This window comes from Kitasatospora sp. NPDC048286, assembly GCF_043201735.1.
Classification (GTDB): Bacteria; Actinomycetota; Actinomycetes; order Streptomycetales; family Streptomycetaceae; genus Kitasatospora.
The window spans coordinates 1-17,429 of record NZ_JBICZE010000002.1; the positions used below are offsets into that span (position 1 = coordinate 1).

Consider the following 17,429-nt stretch of genomic DNA (forward strand, 5'->3'; position numbering starts at 1 on the left):
CCAGCCGAGCGCCTGGCTAAACTCCTCACGGCCTAGACAACCGACCACGTGTTGCAACGACCGCTAGAAACCGCCGTCGAACTGCCGGGCCCTCGCCATGCCCTCACCGCGCCCTCGCCGTGCCCGGCCGCGGCTTCCCGGGCCGGCCGCGGCGGCTCAGGTCGGCTCGGCGCCCCAGGCGGTGAGCCGGGCCGCGAGCGCCCGCACCTCGGCGCGCAGCGCGGCGGGCTCCCGGACGGTGAACGGCCACCCCAGGCCGGCCAGCAGCACCGCGACGCCGTCCAGGTTCTGGGCCCGGGCCCGCAGCAGCACCCGGTCCCCGGCGAGTTCGGTGAGCGTGCCGACGGCGGGCGGCAGCCGGCGGCGGGCCTCGGCGAGGGTGGTCTCCAGCTCCACCTCCACCCGGTGCCGCCAGGGTGCCCCGGCCAGTGACTCCACGACCCGCTGGACCGGGTCGAAGTCCTCCGGCGGCTCGAACCCGGCCTCGCCCTGCTCGACCCGGGTGATCCGGTCCAGCCGGAAGGTGCGCGGCTCGCCGCTGCGGTGGTCGAGCCCGGTGGTGTACCAGCGCCCGGAGTGGAAGACCAGTCCGTACGGGTCGAACTCGCGCTCGCTGGGGCGGTCCTCGCGGTCCCGGTAGGCGAGCCGCACCCGGCGTCGGCGGCGGGCCGCCTCGGCCAGGGTGAAGAGCGCGGCGGCGGCCGGGCCGGGGCCGGTCGCGGGGGCGGCGGTGAGGCCGAGGGTCTCCTCGACGGCGGCGACGCGCTCGCGCAGCGGCGGCGGCAGCACCCGCTGGATCTTGGCGAGGGCGGTCTCGGTGGCCCCCTCCCCCACCGACAGTCCCGAGCTGCGGCCGGCCAGCAGGCCGAGGACGACGGAGGCGGCCTCGTCCGGGTTGAGCATCAGCGGCGGCAGCCGGTAGCCGGGGCGCAGCCGGTAGCCGCCGTAGCGGCCGCGGTCGGCCTGGACGGGGATGCCCAGTTCGGCCAGCCGGGCGGCGTAGCGGCGGACGGTGCGCTCGTCCACGTCGAGCCGGGCGGCCAGTTCGACGCCGGTCAGGCCGGGGCGGTCCTGGAGCAGTTCCAGCAGGGCGAGGACGCGGCTGACCGGGTGCTCCACCGTGCGCTCCTTCCTGTCTCCGTGTCGTCTCCGGGCCGCCTCCGGGCCGCCTTCGGGCCGTCCGGGCTCGGCACCCGGCCCGACCCGGAGGAAATCCGGGCGACTTCTGTCCTGATCCGATCCTAGAGTCGGCGGTGGGGGAGGCCTCACCGCGGCGACGCCCTCCCGCGCCCCACCGGGCCCTCCCGCGGCCCGTCGACGCCTCCCCCGGACATCCCACCGACGAAGGAGTGATCCACCATGAGCACGTTCGTACTGGTCCCCGGGTTCTGGATCGGCGCCTGGGCCTGGGACGAGGTGGCCGCGCCGCTGCGTGCGGCCGGGCACCGCGTGTACGCCGTCAGCCTGCCCGGAGTGGGCGAACGCGCCACCGAGGAAGGCGAGTTCGGACTGGAGGACCACATCGCGGACCTCGCCGCGCTGCTGGTCCGGGAGGACCTGTCGGACGTCGTGCTGGTCGCGCACAGCGGCGCCGCCGCCCCGGTGGGCGGGGTCGCGGACCGGATGCCGGAGCGGATCCGCCGGGTGGTCTACCTGGACAGCGGCCCGCTGGCCGACGGCACTTCGGTGTACGACCTCTGGCAGCCCGACTACCAGCGGACGGCCGAGGCCTCGGTGGTCGACGGCCGACTCCCGATGCTCTCCTGGGAGTACCTGTCCGAGCACGGCACGAGCGTGGTCGGGCTGGACGAGGCCGCCCTGGCGCGCATCCGCGCCCGCTCCACCCCGCACCCGGCCGGGGCCTTCCGGGACCGGTTGCGGCTGACCGGCGCCGGGGCCGTACTGCCGCAGGCGCTGGTCTCCTGCTCCTTCCCGCTCGCCCAGGTGCACGAGCTGATCGCCTCCGGGCACCCGTTCTTCGCCGGGATGTCCGGGCCGAACTGGGAGCTGCGTGAACTGCCCACCGGGCACTGGCCGATGTTCTCCCGCCCGGCCGACACGGCGGCGGTGCTGGCGGAGCTCGCCGCGCTCTGAGCCCGCCTGCCCCGTACCGATCCGTACCGATCCGTACCGGTCCGTAGTGGTCCGTACCGGCCCGTGGCGGCCCGTCCCCGCCGGTTCGGCCGCCCCGGGGCCCCGGACTGTCCCGTCCGCGCCCAACGGCGTGCCCCACGGCGCCCTCGGCGTGTCCGTCCGTCGCGCAACCGCGCGCGGACGGGCAGGATGGGGCCCACGCCGTACCCGAGCGAAGAGCGAGCACCCGTGCGCGAGCAGCCCAGCCGTACCGAACCGCCGGACGCCGTGCCGGAGTTCCGGCCGGGCGGCGGCCCGAGGCCGGGCGCCCCGCTCACCCCGACGGCGCGCGACGGGCACGACGAGTGGCCGCGGCGCGCGGCCCGGGTCAGGCTCGGGTACGGAACCGGAGGCGGCCGCGGCACGCTCCCCGGTGCGGTCGCCCCGACCGGCGACCGGCACGGCGGCCGGTGCGCCCGGTCGCTCGACAACTGTGAGCGCACGGCCGTCACCCCCGCGCGACGGGCCGGGGTGGCCATCGAGACAACGGAGGACAGGGCATGACCAGCACCGCCGAGGAGTACGACGTCATCGTCCTGGGGGCCGGCCCGACCGGCGAGAACGTGGCCGACCGGACCGTCGCCGCCGGGCTGCGCACCGTGATCGTGGAGGCCGAGCTGGTCGGCGGCGAGTGCTCGTACTGGGCGTGCATGCCCAGCAAGGCGCTGCTGCGGCCGGTGGCCGCGCTGGCCGACGCCCGCGCGGTGGCCGGCTCCCGGGAGGCGGTCGGCGACCGGCGGCTGGATCCGGCCGCGGTGCTGGCCCGGCGCAACTCCTTCGCCTCCGACTGGAAGGACGACGGCCAGGTGAGCTGGCTGCGGGACACCGGCATCGAGCTGGTCCGCGGCCACGGCCGACTGGCCGGGGCGCGGACGGTGACGGTGGAGGCCGAGGACGGCGGCGAGCGGGTGCTCACCGCCCGGCACGCCGTCGTGGTGTGCACCGGCAGCCGCCCGGTGCTGCCCGCGCACGTGCCGGGGCTCGCCGAGGCCCACCCGTGGACCAACCGGGAGGCCACCGGCTCGCAGACCGTCCCCGGGCGGCTGGCCGTGGTCGGCGGCGGGGTGGTCGGGGTGGAGATGGCCGCCGCCTGGCGGGCGCTCGGCTCCGAGGTGGTGCTGCTGGTGCGCGGTGACGCGCTGTTGCCTCGGATGGAGCCGTTCGCGGGCGAGCTGGTCGCGGACGGCCTGCGGGCCGCCGGGGTGGACGTGCGTTTCGGCACCGAGGTGACCGCGCTGGAGCGGGCGGACGGCTCCGGGCCGGTGACCCTCACCCTCGGCGGGGGCGGGACGCTGACCGCCGACGAGGTGCTGTACGCGACCGGTCGGGCCCCGCGCACCGCCGACATCGGACTGGAGCAGGTCGGTCTGAAGCCGGGCGACTGGCTGGAGGTGGACGACAGCTGCACGGTGCTCGGGGTGGACGGCGAGTGGCTCTACGCCGCCGGGGACGTCAACCACCGGGCGCTGCTCACCCACCAGGGCAAGTACCAGGCCCGGATCACCGGCGCGGCGATCGGCGCCCGTGCCCAGGGGCGCCCGCTGGACACCTCGCGCTGGGGCGCGCACGCGGCGTCCGCGGACCTCGCGGGCGCTCCCCAGGTGGTGTTCACCCAGCCCGAGGTCGCCGCCGTCGGCCTGACCGCGGCCGCCGCCGAGGCGGCGGGGCTGCGGGTGAAGACCGTCGACCACGAGATCGGCTCCGTCGCCGGGGCCTCGCTCTACGGCGACGACTACCGCGGCCGGGCCCGGGTGGTCTTCGACCTGGACCGCGAGGTGATCGTCGGCGCCTGCCTGGTCGGCGCCGGGGTGGCAGAGCTGCTGCACTCGGCGACCGTCGCGGTGGTCGGCGAGGTGCCGATCCACCGGCTCTGGCACGCGGTGCCCTCGTACCCGACGATCAGCGAGGTCTGGCTGCGGCTGCTGGAGGACTGCCGGGGGTAGCGGCGCGCGGCCCCCGAGGGAGCGCCCCGGACGAGCCCCCGAACGATCCCTGGACGAGCCTCCCGGACGGCCGGTGTTCCCGTCGGCCTCCCGGGTGACCGGCGCGGCGAGGTGTGGCCACCGGTGGACGGCGGGACACTGGCACTCGGGGGCCGTCCGGGGGGCGTACTCGTGACCAGGTGGTGTGAGGCATGACCGAGGTGCTGTTGGCCGTCGGAACCGAGAAGGGCCTCTTTCTCGGCCGCAGCCGCGACCGGCTGACGTGGGAGTTCAGCGGGCCGCACTTCCCGATGAACGCGATCTACTCCGTCTCCATCGACCGGCGCGACGGCCGGACCAGACTGCTGGCCGGGGCCGACAGCAGTCACTGGGGCCCGTCGGTCTGGCGCTCCGACGACCTCGGCGCCAGCTGGTCCGAGCCGCCGCAGCCGGCCATCCGCTTCCCGGAGTCCACCGGCACCTCGCTCACCCGGGTCTGGCAGCTCCAGCCCGCCGGAGCGGAGGCGCCCGGCGTCGTCTACGCGGGCACCGAGCCGGCCGCGCTGTTCCGCTCCACCGACGGCGGCGAGACCTTCGCACTGGTCGAACAGCTCTGGAACCACCCGCAGCGGCCGCAGTGGGGCGCCGGGTACGGCGGCCAGGGCCTGCACACCATCCTGACCGACCCGCGCGACCCGCAGCGGCTGCTGGTCGCCGTCTCCAGCGGCGGCGTCTACCGCAGCAAGGACGGCGGCGACAGCTGGCAGCCCTCCAACACCGGCCTGCGCGCCGAGTTCTTCCCGGAGGAGCGCCAGTACCCCGAGTTCGGCCAGTGCGTGCACAAGATCGCCCCGGACCCCGTCCACCCGGACCGGCTCTACCTCCAGAACCACGGCGGCGTCTACCGCAGCGACGACTGGGGCGACAGCTGGCACTCGATCGTGGACGGGCTGCCCGCCGAGTTCGGCTTCGCCGTGGCCGCCCACCCGCGCCGGGCCGACACCGCCTACCTCTTCCCGCTGGGCGGCTCGGACGACCGCATCCCGCCCGGCCGCCGCTGCCGGGTCTTCCGCACCACCGACGGCGGCACCAGCTGGGAACAGCTCGCCCAGGGCCTGCCCGGCGAGGACCACTACGGCATCGTGCTGCGCGACGCCCTGCGCACCGACGACGCCGACCCGGCGGGCATCTACTTCGGCAACCGGACCGGCGACGTGTACGGCAGCCGGGACGAGGGCGAGAGCTGGTCGCTGCTGCTCTCCCACCTGCCGGACGTGCTCTGCCTCCGGGCCGCGGTGGTGGCCTGACCGGCCCGAGTGGCCCGAGGCCGTCCGCGGCGACGGGCCGAGGCGGCGGTGTGTCGCGGCGGCCCGAGGCGACGGCCCGAGGCAGCGGCCGGAAATAACCGGTTGCCGGACGGCGGGGCCTCGGCGAGCATGGGCCGCCGACGAACGACCGTACGAATGTGGGGTGGGCCATGGCCGAGGACTGGGTGGTCAGGCGGGGTGCCGACGGCGAGCCGGTGCTGCGGTACCAGCTGGACGAGCGGGAGGGACGGCCCTGGGCCGACCTGCTGGAGGTCCTGGACGAGTCGGTGGACGCCGCCGGGTTCATCCGGGCCGAGCTGCCCGGCTGGGTGGTCTCCGGCCCTCCCGGGCTCGGCCGGGAGCTGGCGGCGCAGGGCGCGCGGGTGCTGCGGCACGCCCACACCTTCCGCCGCGACCTGCGCGCCGATGCCCCGCCCGCCGACTGGGCGGAGACGCCGCTGCGCGAGGGCCTGCGGCCGGTGCCCTGCGACCGCGCCCCCGAGGAGCTGTACGAGGCCTGGCGGGCCGCCTTCGCCGCCGGGCACGTCGACCACTACCCGGGCGAGCGGGCCCAGGTGCTGGCCGAGCGGCTCGGCCCGCTGCTGGCCGGGAAGGCCATCGGCCCGGTGCTGCCCTCCAGCGTGCTCGCGGTGGACGCCGAGGACCGCGTCGTCGCCGGGCTGGTCCTCACCGACCGCGACGGCCTGCCCTGGATCGCCGACGTCTTCCGCCACCCGGAGCGCGGCTACCGCGGCCTCGGCGCCGACCTGCTGCGCCGCGCCATCGGGGACGCCGCCGCGCGCGGGCGCGCCAACGTGACCCTGGTGGTGTCCGAGGGCAACCCGGCCCGCCGGCTCTACGAGTCGCTGGGCTTCCTGCTGCAGGAGACCTCGCTGACGGTCGTCGTACCGGACGCCGACACCGCCCGGTAACGGCCCCCGGACTCCGCCCGGAGCCCACCGCCCGGAGCTTGCCCGCACCCCCGCACCTCAGGGCCGGGCGAGTTCCAGGACGGCTATCCCGCCCAGCACGGTGAACGCCGCCGCCAGCCGCAGCCGGCCGAGGCGCTCGCGGAACACCACGGTGGCGATCAGCGCGGCGATCACGATGCTGGTCTCGCGCAGCGCCGCGATCGTCGCGAGGTCTCCCCGGGACTGCGCCCACACCACCAGCCCGTACGCCGTCAGCGAGAGCACCCCGCCGAGGACGCCCAGCGGCACCGCCCGGCCCGCCCCGGCCAGCAGCGCCGGGCCTCGCCGGACCCGGACCATCAGTGCCAGCACCGGCCCCTGGAGCAGGAACAGCCAGGCCACGTAGCCGCCGACCGTCCCGGACTCGCGCACACCGCTGCCGTCCAGCACGGTGTACACGGCGATCATCACGCCCGTCCCTGCGGCGGCCCCGAGCGCGGGCAGCTGCGCCCGCCCCGGTATCCCCCGGGCGAAGGCCAGGCCGATCAGGCCGCAGGAGATCACCAGCACCCCCGCCAGCTCGCCCGCGCCCGGCCGCTGCCCGAGCACGGTGGCCGATATCAGCGCCACCAGCAGCGGTGCGCTGCCCCGGGCGATCGGGTACATCTGGCCGAAGTCCCCCAGCTGGTAGGCCCGCAGCAGGAGCACCGTGGACGTCACCTGGACCGCGACCGAGGCCAGCAGGTACGGCCAGGCACCCGCCGCCGGCAGGGGGTTGAGCACCACTAGGACGAGCGCGCAGGCCGTGTAGGTGAGGTTGATCAGCGTGAAGCCGACCAGCTTGTCCGGGATCCGGTGCGCCAGCCCGTTCCAGACGGCGTGCAGCACGGCCGCCGCGAGCACGGCCGCCGGCACCGCCGGGACGCCTCCGGGCATCACGGACCTCCCCTCGAACGGCCCACCGGAATCGACGGGCCTGGAACCTGATTCCACGATAGCCTGGATTCATGGAAACGCGTTCCGAATTTTTCACGCCCCTGGAATCCCGGCTGGCGGCGCAGATCCGGGCCCGGCTCGGCGAACTGCGTGGCACCGAGGCCCGCGTCGCCCAGGTGGTGCTCGACCGGGGCGCCGACCTGGTGCACCTGAGCGTCAGCGACGTCGCGACGCTGGCCGGCACCGCCCCCTCCTCGGTGGTCCGGGCCTGCCAGCGGCTGGGCTTCCGCGGCTACCAGGAGCTGAAGCTCGCCGCCGCCCGGCAGGCCCCCGCCACCGCGCCCGCGCCCGCCGACGAGGCCGACCCGGCGGCCCGGGCGCTCGCCGAGACCCTGAGCGCCGCCCGGGCCGCCCTGGACGGCCTCACCGCCACCCTCTCCGCGGCCGACCTGCGCGCCGCCGCCGAACTGCTGGACGGCGCGACCCGGGTGGTGCTGCTCGGCGCCGGGCTGTCCGGCGCCGTGGTGCTGGACCTCGCGTACCGGCTGCGCGCGCTCGGCCTGCTGGTGGACGCCCCCGCCGACCCGGTCACCGCCCAGCTGGCCGCCGCCGGGCTCGGCCCGGGCACCGCCTGTCTGGCCGTCAGCCACACCGGCGCCACCCGCAACGTGGTGGACGCCGCCCGGTTGGCCCGCGAGGCCGGGGCCGAGGTGCTGGCGCTCACCAGCTACGCCCGCTCACCGCTGACCGAGACGGCCACCCTGGCCCTGGTCGCGGGCGGGCAGGACCTGGTCTTCGGCCTGGAGACCACCGCCAGCCGGCTCGCCCACCTGGCCGCCGTGGACGCCCTCGCCCAGACCCTGCTGGCCCTGCGCGGCCCCCGCGCCGAACGCGCCCTCAGCCTGTCGGCGGACGTCACGGCCGACTACGCCTACTGAGGCCCGCGCGGACCAGGGCTACCCGCCCCGGTGCCCGCCCTCGATCCGGGCGCCGCGCACCACCACCGTGGTCAGGCCGACGGCCACCAGCAGCTCCGCCCAGAAGAACGCCGCGTAGTCCAGCAGCGAGCCGATCGGCGGGTTGCCCGGCGCGGCGTTGCGCATGCCGACCAGGGCGAACAGCGTGGCCGCCATCCAGCCGAGGGCGGGCCAGACGATCCCACGCCGCTGCCGGACGATCAGCCAGGCCGCCACCAGCACGGACAGCGCCAGGGCCCACATCGCGGCCATCATGAACCAGGCCAGGATGAAGGTGCTGCGCGAGCGGCTGATCCGCTCGGTCACCAGGACGCCGGCGTCCTCGCTCACCTGCTCGCCGGGGCGCAACCGCGGGGCACCCGTCGGGGTGGCCGGGGAGCCCGGCCGGGCACCCGCACGGAGATCCGACCCGAGGCTCGGCGAAACGGGCTGGTCGGAGGGGCTGTGTAGGCTCAACGGTCATGGCGAGGGTGACGCGGGACGATGTGGCGCGGGTGGCGGGGACGTCCACGGCGGTCGTGAGCTATGTGATCAACGACGGGCCGCGGCCGGTGGCGCCGGCGACCCGGGCACGGGTGCTCGCCGCCGTCGAGGAGCTCGGCTACCGGCCGAACCGGGTCGCGCAGGCGATGGCCCGGCGGCGGACCGACCTGCTCGGGATGGTCGTCCCGGACGCCCGCCAGCCGTTCTTCGCCGGGCTCGCGCACGCCGTTGAGCAGGCCGCCGCCGAGCACGGCCGGCTACTGCTGATCGGCAACTCCGACTACGCCGACGAGCGCGAGGCGCACTACATCCGCGCCTTCCTCGGGATGCAGGTCGACGGCCTGATCCTGGTCACCCAGGACCCGGCCACCTCCGGGCTGACCGGCTTCGACGTGGCCGACGGCACCCCCGTGGTGCTGCTGCACCACCGGGCGGAGAGCCCCGACGGCGTCGCCGTGGTCGCGGACGACGAGGGCGGCGCCCACGAGGTGGTCCGCCATCTGCTCGGGCACGGGCACGCCGAGGTGCACTGCTTCGGCGGCACCCTCGCGCTCAGCCCGCACGACCCGGTCACCGGGCGGACGGCCGGCTGGGTCGCCGCGCTGCGGGAGGCCGGACTGCCCACCGAGGGGCGGCTCACCCCGGCGCCGTTCGACCGGGTCCGGGCGCACGCCGAGGCGCTCACCCTGCTCGCCCGGCCCGACCGGCCGTCCGCCGTGTTCTGCGCGACGGACGACCAGGCGATCGGCCTGCTGCGGGCCGCCGACGACCTCGGCATCCGGGTGCCGGAGGACCTCGCGGTGGCCGGCTTCGACGACATCGCCGAGGCGGTGATCGCCGGGCCGGCGCTGACCACCGTCACCACGGCGCAGGACGAGATGGCCCGCGCCGCGCTGGAACTCGTCCTCGGCGGGCCGGAGCGCCGCGCCCGGGGCGCCCGCACCTTCCCGGCCCGGCTGGTGATCCGGCGCTCCTGCGGCTGCCCGCCGGCCGAGGCGCGGGACTGACGCCCGGGCCGGCGTGGGGCCGACGCCCGGGCCCGATGGGGGCGGCTCAGCCTTCGAGCAGCTCGTCCGCGAGCAGGTCCATCAGCAGGTTGTCGTGCCAGGTGCCGTCCGGGCCGCGCTCGTACTGGCGCATGGTGCCGACGGTGCGGAAGCCGACCTTGGCGTAGCAGCGGATCGCGGCGAGGTTGTCCGCGGCCGGGTCGATCACCAGCCGGTGGTAGTGGTGGTCGTGCACCAGGTGCCGGGCCATCGCCCGCACGGCGTCGGTGCCCAGGCCCAGGCCGTGCACCGTCGGGTCGAGATAGAGGTCCATCCCGGCGTGCCGGTACTCGTCGTCGTTGTTGGCGTACCACTGGATGGCGCCGACCACCTTGCCGCCGAGGTCGATCGCGAAGGTCTCGGTGCCGGGCGACTCCAGGTCGTTGGCGACCTCGCCGAGCAGGTCGTCGCCGCCCCGCCAGCGGGCGAACACCTCGGGCGTGCCGCGGATGGCCGCCAGTGCCGGGATGTCGTCGCCGGTGGCGGGGCGGAGCGTGACCAAGGTGCCGTGCAGAATCGTCCCCATATGGGGCATGTTGGCACGGAAACCCGGCTCCGGCGAGTGTTTTCGGACCGCCGTCCGGCCCCTTCCGGCGTGCGGCCGCGGGGCGGGGACGGCAGGCCCGCGGGGCGGGCGTCAGACGGAGGGGTGCGGGTCGCCGAGGGGGCCGAGCCAGACGGCGGTGACGGCGTTGACGTAGCGGGCCCCGCAGTGGTCGTCGGGGACGACGAGCTGCGGGCCGGTGGCGTCCAGCGGGGCGCCGTCCATGCTGGTGGCGAGCAGGATCTCCTGGTCGCCGAAGTCCGGGTCGATCTCGGCCCAGGAGACCACCGCCCGGTGGCCGTCGGCGCCGGCCACCGAGAGCAGGAAGCGCAGCCGCTGCTTGCGGCCGGAGAAGTCGATCCGGGGCCGGGCGGCGCGCAGCACGTCCAGCAGGCGCGGGCCCTCGTAGCCGTGGCGCCGCTCGCCCGCGGTCAGGCAGTCGAAGCCGACCTCGACCCGGCGGGCGGGGAGGGCGCGCAGCTGCGCGACCGTGAGTTCGGCGGGGCGGTCGAGGTGGCCGTGGAGTCGGACGGTGGGTCTCGCCGGGGTCATGGGTGCTCCCTCCTCGCGGGCCACGGCACCGTGGCCCGCGAGGAGGACTACCCGAGGCGGCAGGTGGGCATTCGCAGCTGCCAGGCCAAAAGCACTGTCCCTCCGCAGTTGCGATGGCAGATACCCTGCTCGGCTGGATTCTGCGGTCAGGCGCCCTCGAACCGCAGCGCCCGGCGGACGTAGCCCGCGTTGCCCGAGGCGCAGCCGATCAGGACCACGTCCCGCCCGTCCCGGCACTCGAACACGGTCCAGTTCTTCTCGACGGTCTTCGGGTCGCCGTCGCGCCGCTTCCGGACCTCGACCAGCACGAGGTCGCTCGGCAGGTAGCGGGCCCGCACGTTGGCCGCGCGGAGCGGCGAGATCGCGAGCGCGCCGACCGAGGCCTGCAGGAACTCCGCCGTCGGGCGGCAGTAGGGCCGGGCCCCGGTGACGCAGCCCTCGAAGAACACCACCCGCCCCTCGGCGAAGGCGTCGCGCTCCTTGCGCTCCTCCGCCTTCGACTCGCCGACCGTCGCCCCCAGGATCTCGACGACCGCACCCAGAATGTCCACGAGCATCCGTGTCTCCCCTCCACCGCTCGTACGTGCAGGCCATTCGACCACGGACCGCCCGGACGGCACAGCACAGGGCGCCCCCTCCCGGCCCGTCTCCCGAGCGCGGACCGGGAGGAGCCGGAAGGATTTCCCCACGGCCGTGTCGATCCGGCGCCGGCCCGTTCGACGCAGGAGTGGGAGGCGGGGAGAGGCCCCGCCCGCTCGACCGAGGAGTCACCATGCCGCGCTTCATCACGCTGATCCGCATCGACGAGAACGCCCGCGGCGGCTGGGAGCCGGACCCGGGCTTCGAGCAGCGAATGGGAGCACTGTTCGAGGAGATCACCGGAGCCGGTGTGATGCTGGAGACCGCCGGCCTCACCCCGACCTCCCAGGGCACCCGGCTGACCTGGAGCGACGGGAAGGTCAGCTGCACCGACGGGCCGTTCACCGAGACCAAGGAGGTCATCGGCGGCTACGCCATCTTCCAGTGCAAGGACCACGCCGAGGCCCTGGAGTGGACCCGGCGGTTCCTCCAGAGCCACCCCGCGCACTGGCCGGTGGAGGCCGAGGTCCGGCAGATCGACGAGATGCCGGAGCCGCCGAAGTAGCACCTGCGTCGACGCTTGCCTCCCTCCGCACCGGCTGCTCTGATGGGTGGCCGTGACGGAGAGGGCTGTTACCCGCAGGACCACGACGGCGGCTGTCGAGACGGTGTTCCGGATCGAGTCCGCGCGGATCATCGCCAGGGTCGCCCGGATCGTCCGGGACGTCGGCATCGCCGAGGAGCTGGCGCAGGACGCGCTGGTGGCCGCGCTGGAGCGGTGGCCTCGGGAGGGCGTACCGGACAACCCGGGCGCCTGGCTGACGGCCACCGCCAAGCACCGGGCGATCGACCTGGTGCGCCGCCGGGAGGTCTACGCCCGCAAGCTCGCCGAGGTGGGGCGGTCCGCGGAGGACGTGCCGCCCCCGGAGCCGGCCACCCCGGACGACATCGACGACGACCTGCTGCGGCTGATCTTCACCGCCTGCCACCCGGTGCTGTCCGCGGACGCGCGGATCGCGCTCACCCTCCGGCTGCTCGGCGGGCTGGCCACCCCGGAGATCGCCCGCGCCTTCCTGGTGCCCGAGCCGACGGTGGCGCAGCGGATCGTCCGGGCGAAGCGGGCGCTGGCGAAGGCGGGCGTGCCGTTCGAGGTGCCGTACGGGGAGGACCGGACGCGGCGGCTCTCCTCGGTGCTGGAGGTCATCTACCTGATCTTCAACGAGGGCTACTCGGCGACCGCGGGGGACGACCTGCTCCGCCCCCGGCTGTGCGAGGACGCGCTGCGGCTGGCCCGGGTGCTGGCCGTGCTGATACCGGCCGAGCCGGAGGTGCACGGACTGGCCGCGCTGCTGGAGTTCCAGGCCTCGCGCACGATCGCCCGGACCGGGCCGGACGGCCGGCCGGTGCTGCTCGCCGAGCAGAACCGGGCCCGCTGGGACGGGCTGCTGATCCGGCGCGGCTTCGAAGCCCTGGAGCAGGCGGGCACCGGGCCGTACTCGGTGCAGGCCGCGATCGCCGCCTGCCACGCCCGGGCGCGACGCTACGCGGACACCGACTGGGGGACGATCGCCGCACTGTACGAGCGGCTGCTGGCGCTGTCGCCGTCCCCGGTGGTGGCGCTGAACCGGGCGGTGGCGGTCTCGATGGCACGGGGCCCGGCCGCGGCGCTGGAGCTGGTGGACGGACTGGCGGCGGAGCCGGCGCTGCGCGGCTACCACCTGCTGCCAAGCGTGCGGGGCGACCTGCTGGCCCGGCTGGGGCGGGCGGCGGAGGCCCGGGAGGAGTTCGAGCGGGCGGCGGGGCTGACCCGCAACGAGCGGGAGCGGGAGCTGCTGCTGGAGCGGGCGGCGGCGCTCGGCGAGGGGCAGGATGGCGAGGAGCGGGGTGGCGAGGGCCGGGGTGGCGAGGGCCAGGGGTCCTCCGCCGGCTCCGGTCGGGAGCCATCCCCCGACTCCGACTCCGGTTAGGAGTCCTCCTCCAGCCGCAGCCGCGCGCTGACCGCGCCGAGGCCCTCGGCGAGCACCGCGAGCTGCTCGCGGGTGAGCACGTCGATCAGCAGCTCGCGCACCAGGGCGACGTGCCCGGGTGCGGCCTGGCGCAGCATCTCCCGGCCCTGGTCGGTGAGTTCGGCGATGACGCCGCGCACGTCGCTGGGGCAGGAGCGGCGGGCGACCAGGCCCGCCCGCTCCAGCTGGGTGACCTGGTAGGTCAGCCCGCTCTTGGAAGTGACCAGCTTGTCGGCGAGTTCGGTCATCCGCAGCGAGTCGCCGGGGGCGGCGGACAGGTGCACCAGGATCTCGTACTGCTGGTGGGAGAGGCCGGAGTCCTCCTTGAGCTGGCGTTCCAGCCGCCGGTTCAGCAGGTTGCTCGCGGTGACGAAGCCCCGCCAGGCGGCCGCCTCGTCCCGGTCCAGCCAGCGGGGTTCGTTCAGTGAGGACATGGGGTGAAGCCTACTCCTGTTGTTCAAATTCGAACGAAGGTGTACCGTCGGTCGGAGTAGACGTTCAAATTTGAACTATCTGTTGACCCGAACTGCCAGACCCGCCCACCGGTCGAAACGGTCCCGAGGAGGACGCCATGAGCACCGCGGCCCCCGAGCGCATGCCCGCCCTGTACCTGTCGCACGGCGCCCCGCCGCTGGCCGACGACCCGATCTGGCCGGGCGAGCTGGCCGCCTGGTCCGCCGACCTGCCCCGGCCCAAGGCCGTCCTGATGGTCTCCGCCCACTGGGAGGAGGCCCCGCTCGCCCTCGGCGCCGTCACCACCGTCCCGCTGGTGTACGACTTCTGGGGCTTCCCCGAGCACTACTACCGGGTCCAGTACGCCGCCCCCGGCGCACCGGAACTCGCCGAGCGCGTGCGCAAGCTGTTGCGCGCCCCCGGCACGCCCGTCCAGGACATCCCCGACCGCGGACTCGACCACGGCGCGTACGTCCCGCTGGTGGAGATGTACCCGGACGCCGACGTCCCGGTGCTCCAGGTCTCGCTGCCCACCCTCGACCCACAGCGGCTGATGGAGATCGGCCGCAAGCTCGCCCCGCTGCGCGACGAGGGCGTACTGATCGTCGGCAGCGGCTTCTTCACCCACAACCTGCGGGCGCTCAGCAGGGACGGCCGGGTCACCTCGGTGATGGCCGAGTTCGACGACTGGGGCCAACGCGCCCTGGCGGCCCAGGACCTGGACGCACTGCTCGACTTCGAGCACAAGGCCCCGGCCGGGCGCCTGGCCCACCCGCGCACCGAGCACTTCGCCCCGCTGTTCGTCACCCTCGGCGCCGGCGAGGCCGACCTGGACAGCCAGCGCAGCGTCATCGACGGGTTCTGGATGGGCCTGGCCAAGCGCTCGATCCAGCTGGGCTGAGCCGCCCGGCTGTCGCGGCCTTCCCTGGCAGCCTCCCGCCCATGGCCGCCCGCGCAGGTCCTCGTGGACCTGCGCGGGCGGCCATGGGCGAGTGGCCGGACCGATCCGGCCGGGCGGTCGGTCAGGCGTCGCCGGTGGCGACCCGCTCGGCCTGGCTGCGCTCGACGCACAGCTCGTTGCCCTCCGGGTCGGACAGGGTGACCCAACCCTTGCCGTCCGGTCGGCGGTGGTCCTCCAGGACGGTGGCGCCCAGGGCCACCAGGCGCTCCACCTCCTCGTCCCGGCCGCGGTCCTGCGGCTGGAGGTCGAGGTGGACCCGGTTCTTCACCGACTTGCCCTCGGGCACCCGGATGAAGAGCAGCGAGGCGCCGGCGGACTCCACCACGGCCATCTCGTCACCGGGGTTGTCGTCCGCACCCAGGGTGCCTTCCAGCGCCTCGACCCAGAAGCCGGCCAGGGCGTACGGGTCGGCGCAGTCGATCGTCACATGTCGTACCAGAGAAGCCATCTGCCTACTCTGAAGGGCGCCGATCGGATCCGTCCAACCAATTCCGGGAGTGCCGGTGGCCGTCCAGCGGGTACGGCGGGAAGGCCGGAACGATCTCCGTGAAGGCGTAGCCGCTCTTCTCCGCGACCCGGCAGGAGGCGTGGTTGTCGCCCTCGTGCAGCAGGTCGATCCGGCGCAGGCCGTCGGCGGCGAAGGTGGCGAAGGCCCAGGCGGTGAGGGCCTCCACCGCGCGCGGCGCCACCCCCCGGCCGCGGGCCGGGCCGGTCGTCCAGTACCCCACCTCGGCCCTCTTCCCGCCCGGGGTGCCGCGCTTGAGCACGACGTTGCCGACCAGCTCGCCGGCGGCCAGGACGGCGAAAGAGTACCGGGTGCCGGCCGCCCGGCCCTCGTACTGGAGCCGCAGCCAGTGCGCGGCCTGCTCGGCGTCGTCCACCGGGGTGCGGGTGAAGCGGCGCAGGGTCTCGTCGCGGTAGGCCTCGATCAGGGCGGGCGCGTCGGCGTCCTCGAAGGGCCGCAGCACCAGGCCGTCGGCCGAAATGGCCGCGGTGGCGGTCACTTGAGGCCCTCCCGGCTCCAGCGCGAGGTCGGGCCGGTGGTCGTTCATGGTGTGCTCCCCGTGGGTGGACCGTGCGTTGCGGCCTTCCTAGCAGTCGGCGGGCGCGGACGCAGGCACTGCGGCCCGCTGTCCGCGCCGGGCGCAGCAAGCGGAGGGTCGGGCTCCAGCTGCCCGGCCCGGCGGCAGGCTGCGGCCGCGCGGATGCCCGGCGGGACCGTACCGCGGTGCACCACGGCCAGGCCATGGGTGGCGGCCCACGCGGTCAGTGGGGGGTGCTCGCCCACGTGCTCGGGCTCGGGTACGGCTTCGGGACTGCTCATACACCGCATTCCGGCGGCCGGCTCCGACACTCCCGCTTGACCCTGACGTTGGCGGCAGGGTCGGAGGGTGGGGCCATGAGCGACGAGAGCGGGGCCCGGAGCCGGGTCGTGGTGGTCACCGGGGCCGGGACGGGAATCGGGCGGGAGACGGCGTGGGCCTTCGCGGCCGAGGGAGCGCGGGTGCTGGCGGTGGGGCGGCGGCTCGAACCGCTGGCCGGGACGGCGGCGGCGCACCCGGCACTGATCGAGCCGCTGGCCGCGGACGTGACCGGGCCCGGGGCACCGGAGGAGATCGTCCGGGTGGCGCTGGAGCGGTTCGGACGGCTGGACGTGCTGGTCAACAACGCCGGGATCGTGCGGGGCCCGCAGAGCCTCGGCGGCTTCGACCCGGCCGGCGTCGAGACGCTGCTGGCCACCAACCTGGTCGCCCCGGTGCTGCTCGGGCAGGCCGCGCTGCCCGAGCTGGAACGCACCCGCGGTGTGGTGGTCAACGTCAGCACCGCCGTCGGGCAGCGCGGCTGGACCGGCAACTCGGTGTACGCGGCGAGCAAGGCGGCACTGGAGACGGTCACCCGCAGTTGGGCGGTGGAGTTGGCGCCGCGCGGGATCCGGGTGGTGGCGGTGGCGCCCGGGGCGATCGACACCCCGATCGGCGAGCACTCGGGGTACGACCCGGAGCAGCGCGCGGCGATCCGCGCGTGGCAGCTCGCGCACACCCCGCTGGGCCGGATCGGCCGCCCGGCGGAGGTGGCCTGGGCGATCACCCAACTCGCCTCGCCGCAGGCCTCGTTCGTGACCGGCGTAGTGTTGTCGGTGGACGGCGGCGCGCTGGTGGGCTGACCCGGGGGAAGGGGTGGCGGTGCGAATCGGCGAGCTGGCGGCCCGGACGGGCAGTACCGCCCGCGCTCTGCGGCACTACGAGCAGGCCGGGCTGATCGGCTCCGGGCGCGCGCCGAACGGCTACCGCGAGTACGGCGAGTCCGCGGTCGTCCGGGTGCGCAACATCCGCGCGCTGGTGGCCGCCGGGCTCACCCTGGAGGACCTGCGGCCGCTGCTGGACTGCCTGGACGGGGACGTGCTGGCGAGCCGGCCGTCCGAGCGGGTGCTGGGGATCGCCCGGGAGCGGCTGGCGGTGCTGGACCGCCGGATCGCTGTCCAGACCGGGGCCCGGGACCGGCTGGCGGCGGCACTGGCGGCGGCCGCGGCACCCCCGGGCGAGGCGGAGGCGGGTGGGGGCGGGGGCTGGGATACGGGCGCGGGCACGGGCGCGGTACCCACGGACGGGTGACACCCCC

General features: G+C 75.4%; 21 protein-coding genes. 12 read left to right on the forward strand and 9 right to left on the reverse strand.

Translation table 11 applies throughout. The features are described 5' to 3' along the window. Window positions 1–156 precede the first annotated feature (156 nt). Window positions 157–1,119 carry a helix-turn-helix transcriptional regulator gene (locus ACGF13_RS04280; protein WP_392868798.1) on the reverse strand — a complete coding sequence of 321 codons (963 nt, stop codon included), beginning with the start codon at window positions 1,117–1,119 and terminating at the stop codon, window positions 157–159. 240 nt (window positions 1,120–1,359) lie between these two features. Between ACGF13_RS04280 and ACGF13_RS04285 the strand changes: the two genes are divergently transcribed. From ACGF13_RS04285 to ACGF13_RS04305, 5 genes are all read left to right on the forward strand, one after another. Then, window positions 1,360–2,094, forward strand: a complete 735-nt coding sequence (locus tag ACGF13_RS04285) for an alpha/beta fold hydrolase (protein ID WP_392868799.1) — start codon at window positions 1,360–1,362, stop codon at window positions 2,092–2,094. Between the two features lie 228 nt (window positions 2,095–2,322). Then, window positions 2,323–2,637, forward strand: coding sequence for a hypothetical protein (locus ACGF13_RS04290; RefSeq protein ID WP_392868801.1), 315 nt, complete (start codon window positions 2,323–2,325; stop codon window positions 2,635–2,637). After that, window positions 2,634–4,076: a dihydrolipoyl dehydrogenase family protein gene (locus tag ACGF13_RS04295; protein ID WP_392868803.1), complete on the forward strand. Its 1,443-nt coding sequence runs from the start codon at window positions 2,634–2,636 to the stop codon at window positions 4,074–4,076. Before ACGF13_RS04290 ends, ACGF13_RS04295 begins: the two co-directional genes overlap by 4 nt. Window positions 4,077–4,267: 191 nt before the next feature. Beyond that, window positions 4,268–5,362 carry a WD40/YVTN/BNR-like repeat-containing protein gene (locus ACGF13_RS04300; protein ID WP_392868805.1) on the forward strand — a complete coding sequence of 365 codons (1,095 nt, stop codon included), beginning with the start codon at window positions 4,268–4,270 and terminating at the stop codon, window positions 5,360–5,362. Between the two features lie 170 nt (window positions 5,363–5,532). Beyond that, entirely contained in the window at window positions 5,533–6,294 is a 762-nt protein-coding gene (locus ACGF13_RS04305) for a GNAT family N-acetyltransferase (RefSeq protein ID WP_392868807.1), read from the forward strand. A 57-nt stretch (window positions 6,295–6,351) separates the two neighbouring features. Here the strand turns inward: ACGF13_RS04305 and ACGF13_RS04310 are convergent, their stop codons facing one another. Continuing rightward, window positions 6,352–7,209, reverse strand: coding sequence for an EamA family transporter (locus ACGF13_RS04310; protein WP_392868809.1), 858 nt, complete (start codon window positions 7,207–7,209; stop codon window positions 6,352–6,354). Window positions 7,210–7,280: 71 nt separating this feature from the next. Between ACGF13_RS04310 and ACGF13_RS04315 the strand changes: the two genes are divergently transcribed. Beyond that, entirely contained in the window at window positions 7,281–8,147 is an 867-nt protein-coding gene (locus ACGF13_RS04315) for a MurR/RpiR family transcriptional regulator (protein WP_392868811.1), read from the forward strand. Window positions 8,148–8,165: 18 nt separating this feature from the next. Here ACGF13_RS04315 and ACGF13_RS04320 read toward each other — a convergent pair whose 3' ends face one another. Next, entirely contained in the window at window positions 8,166–8,516 is a 351-nt protein-coding gene (locus ACGF13_RS04320) for a DUF4436 family protein (RefSeq protein WP_392868813.1), read from the reverse strand. 131 nt (window positions 8,517–8,647) lie between these two features. On the opposite strand from ACGF13_RS04320, the gene ACGF13_RS04325 reads away from it, so the two are divergent. Beyond that, window positions 8,648–9,676 carry a LacI family DNA-binding transcriptional regulator gene (locus ACGF13_RS04325; RefSeq protein ID WP_392868815.1) on the forward strand — a complete coding sequence of 343 codons (1,029 nt, stop codon included), beginning with the start codon at window positions 8,648–8,650 and terminating at the stop codon, window positions 9,674–9,676. A 46-nt stretch (window positions 9,677–9,722) separates the two neighbouring features. Here the strand turns inward: ACGF13_RS04325 and ACGF13_RS04330 are convergent, their stop codons facing one another. The 3 genes from ACGF13_RS04330 to ACGF13_RS04340 all read right to left on the reverse strand — a co-directional run bounded on the left by ACGF13_RS04330 (window position 9,723) and on the right by ACGF13_RS04340 (window position 11,368). Next, window positions 9,723–10,241, reverse strand: coding sequence for a GNAT family N-acetyltransferase (locus ACGF13_RS04330; RefSeq protein WP_392868817.1), 519 nt, complete (start codon window positions 10,239–10,241; stop codon window positions 9,723–9,725). Between the two features lie 111 nt (window positions 10,242–10,352). Then, a complete protein-coding gene (locus tag ACGF13_RS04335) occupies window positions 10,353–10,811 on the reverse strand; it encodes a molybdopterin-dependent oxidoreductase (protein WP_392868819.1) in 459 nt (152 codons plus the stop codon). A gap of 146 nt (window positions 10,812–10,957) precedes the next feature. Further along, entirely contained in the window at window positions 10,958–11,368 is a 411-nt protein-coding gene (locus ACGF13_RS04340; RefSeq protein WP_392868821.1) for a hypothetical protein, read from the reverse strand. Window positions 11,369–11,583: 215 nt separating this feature from the next. On the opposite strand from ACGF13_RS04340, the gene ACGF13_RS04345 reads away from it, so the two are divergent. Beyond that, window positions 11,584–11,955, forward strand: a complete 372-nt coding sequence (locus ACGF13_RS04345) for a YciI family protein (protein ID WP_392868822.1) — start codon at window positions 11,584–11,586, stop codon at window positions 11,953–11,955. Window positions 11,956–12,007: 52 nt separating this feature from the next. After that, a complete protein-coding gene (locus ACGF13_RS04350) occupies window positions 12,008–13,357 on the forward strand; it encodes an RNA polymerase sigma factor (protein ID WP_392868824.1) in 1,350 nt (449 codons plus the stop codon). Here the strand turns inward: ACGF13_RS04350 and ACGF13_RS04355 are convergent. Continuing rightward, window positions 13,354–13,821, reverse strand: coding sequence for a MarR family winged helix-turn-helix transcriptional regulator (locus tag ACGF13_RS04355; protein WP_392870016.1), 468 nt, complete (start codon window positions 13,819–13,821; stop codon window positions 13,354–13,356). The two genes, ACGF13_RS04350 and ACGF13_RS04355, sit on opposite strands and share 4 nt — an antisense overlap. 146 nt (window positions 13,822–13,967) lie before the next feature. On the opposite strand from ACGF13_RS04355, the gene ACGF13_RS04360 reads away from it, so the two are divergent. Then, complete coding sequence (locus ACGF13_RS04360; protein WP_392868826.1) at window positions 13,968–14,750, forward strand: dioxygenase; 783 nt, start codon at window positions 13,968–13,970, stop codon at window positions 14,748–14,750. A 121-nt stretch (window positions 14,751–14,871) separates the two neighbouring features. On the opposite strand, the gene ACGF13_RS04365 is transcribed toward ACGF13_RS04360, so the two are convergent. Both ACGF13_RS04365 and ACGF13_RS04370 read right to left on the reverse strand, forming a co-directional pair. Continuing rightward, complete coding sequence (locus ACGF13_RS04365; protein ID WP_392868828.1) at window positions 14,872–15,258, reverse strand: VOC family protein; 387 nt, start codon at window positions 15,256–15,258, stop codon at window positions 14,872–14,874. Window positions 15,259–15,262: 4 nt separating this feature from the next. Further along, entirely contained in the window at window positions 15,263–15,862 is a 600-nt protein-coding gene (locus tag ACGF13_RS04370) for a GNAT family N-acetyltransferase (protein ID WP_392868830.1), read from the reverse strand. Between the two features lie 347 nt (window positions 15,863–16,209). Between ACGF13_RS04370 and ACGF13_RS04375 the strand changes: the two genes are divergently transcribed. Further along, the gene (locus tag ACGF13_RS04375; protein ID WP_392868832.1) at window positions 16,210–16,974 is read left to right on the forward strand and encodes an SDR family NAD(P)-dependent oxidoreductase; all 765 of its coding nucleotides are present in this window, start codon (window positions 16,210–16,212) and stop codon (window positions 16,972–16,974) included. Between the two features lie 19 nt (window positions 16,975–16,993). After that, a complete protein-coding gene (locus ACGF13_RS04380; RefSeq protein WP_392868834.1) occupies window positions 16,994–17,422 on the forward strand; it encodes a MerR family transcriptional regulator in 429 nt (142 codons plus the stop codon). Window positions 17,423–17,429: the final 7 nt, after the last annotated feature.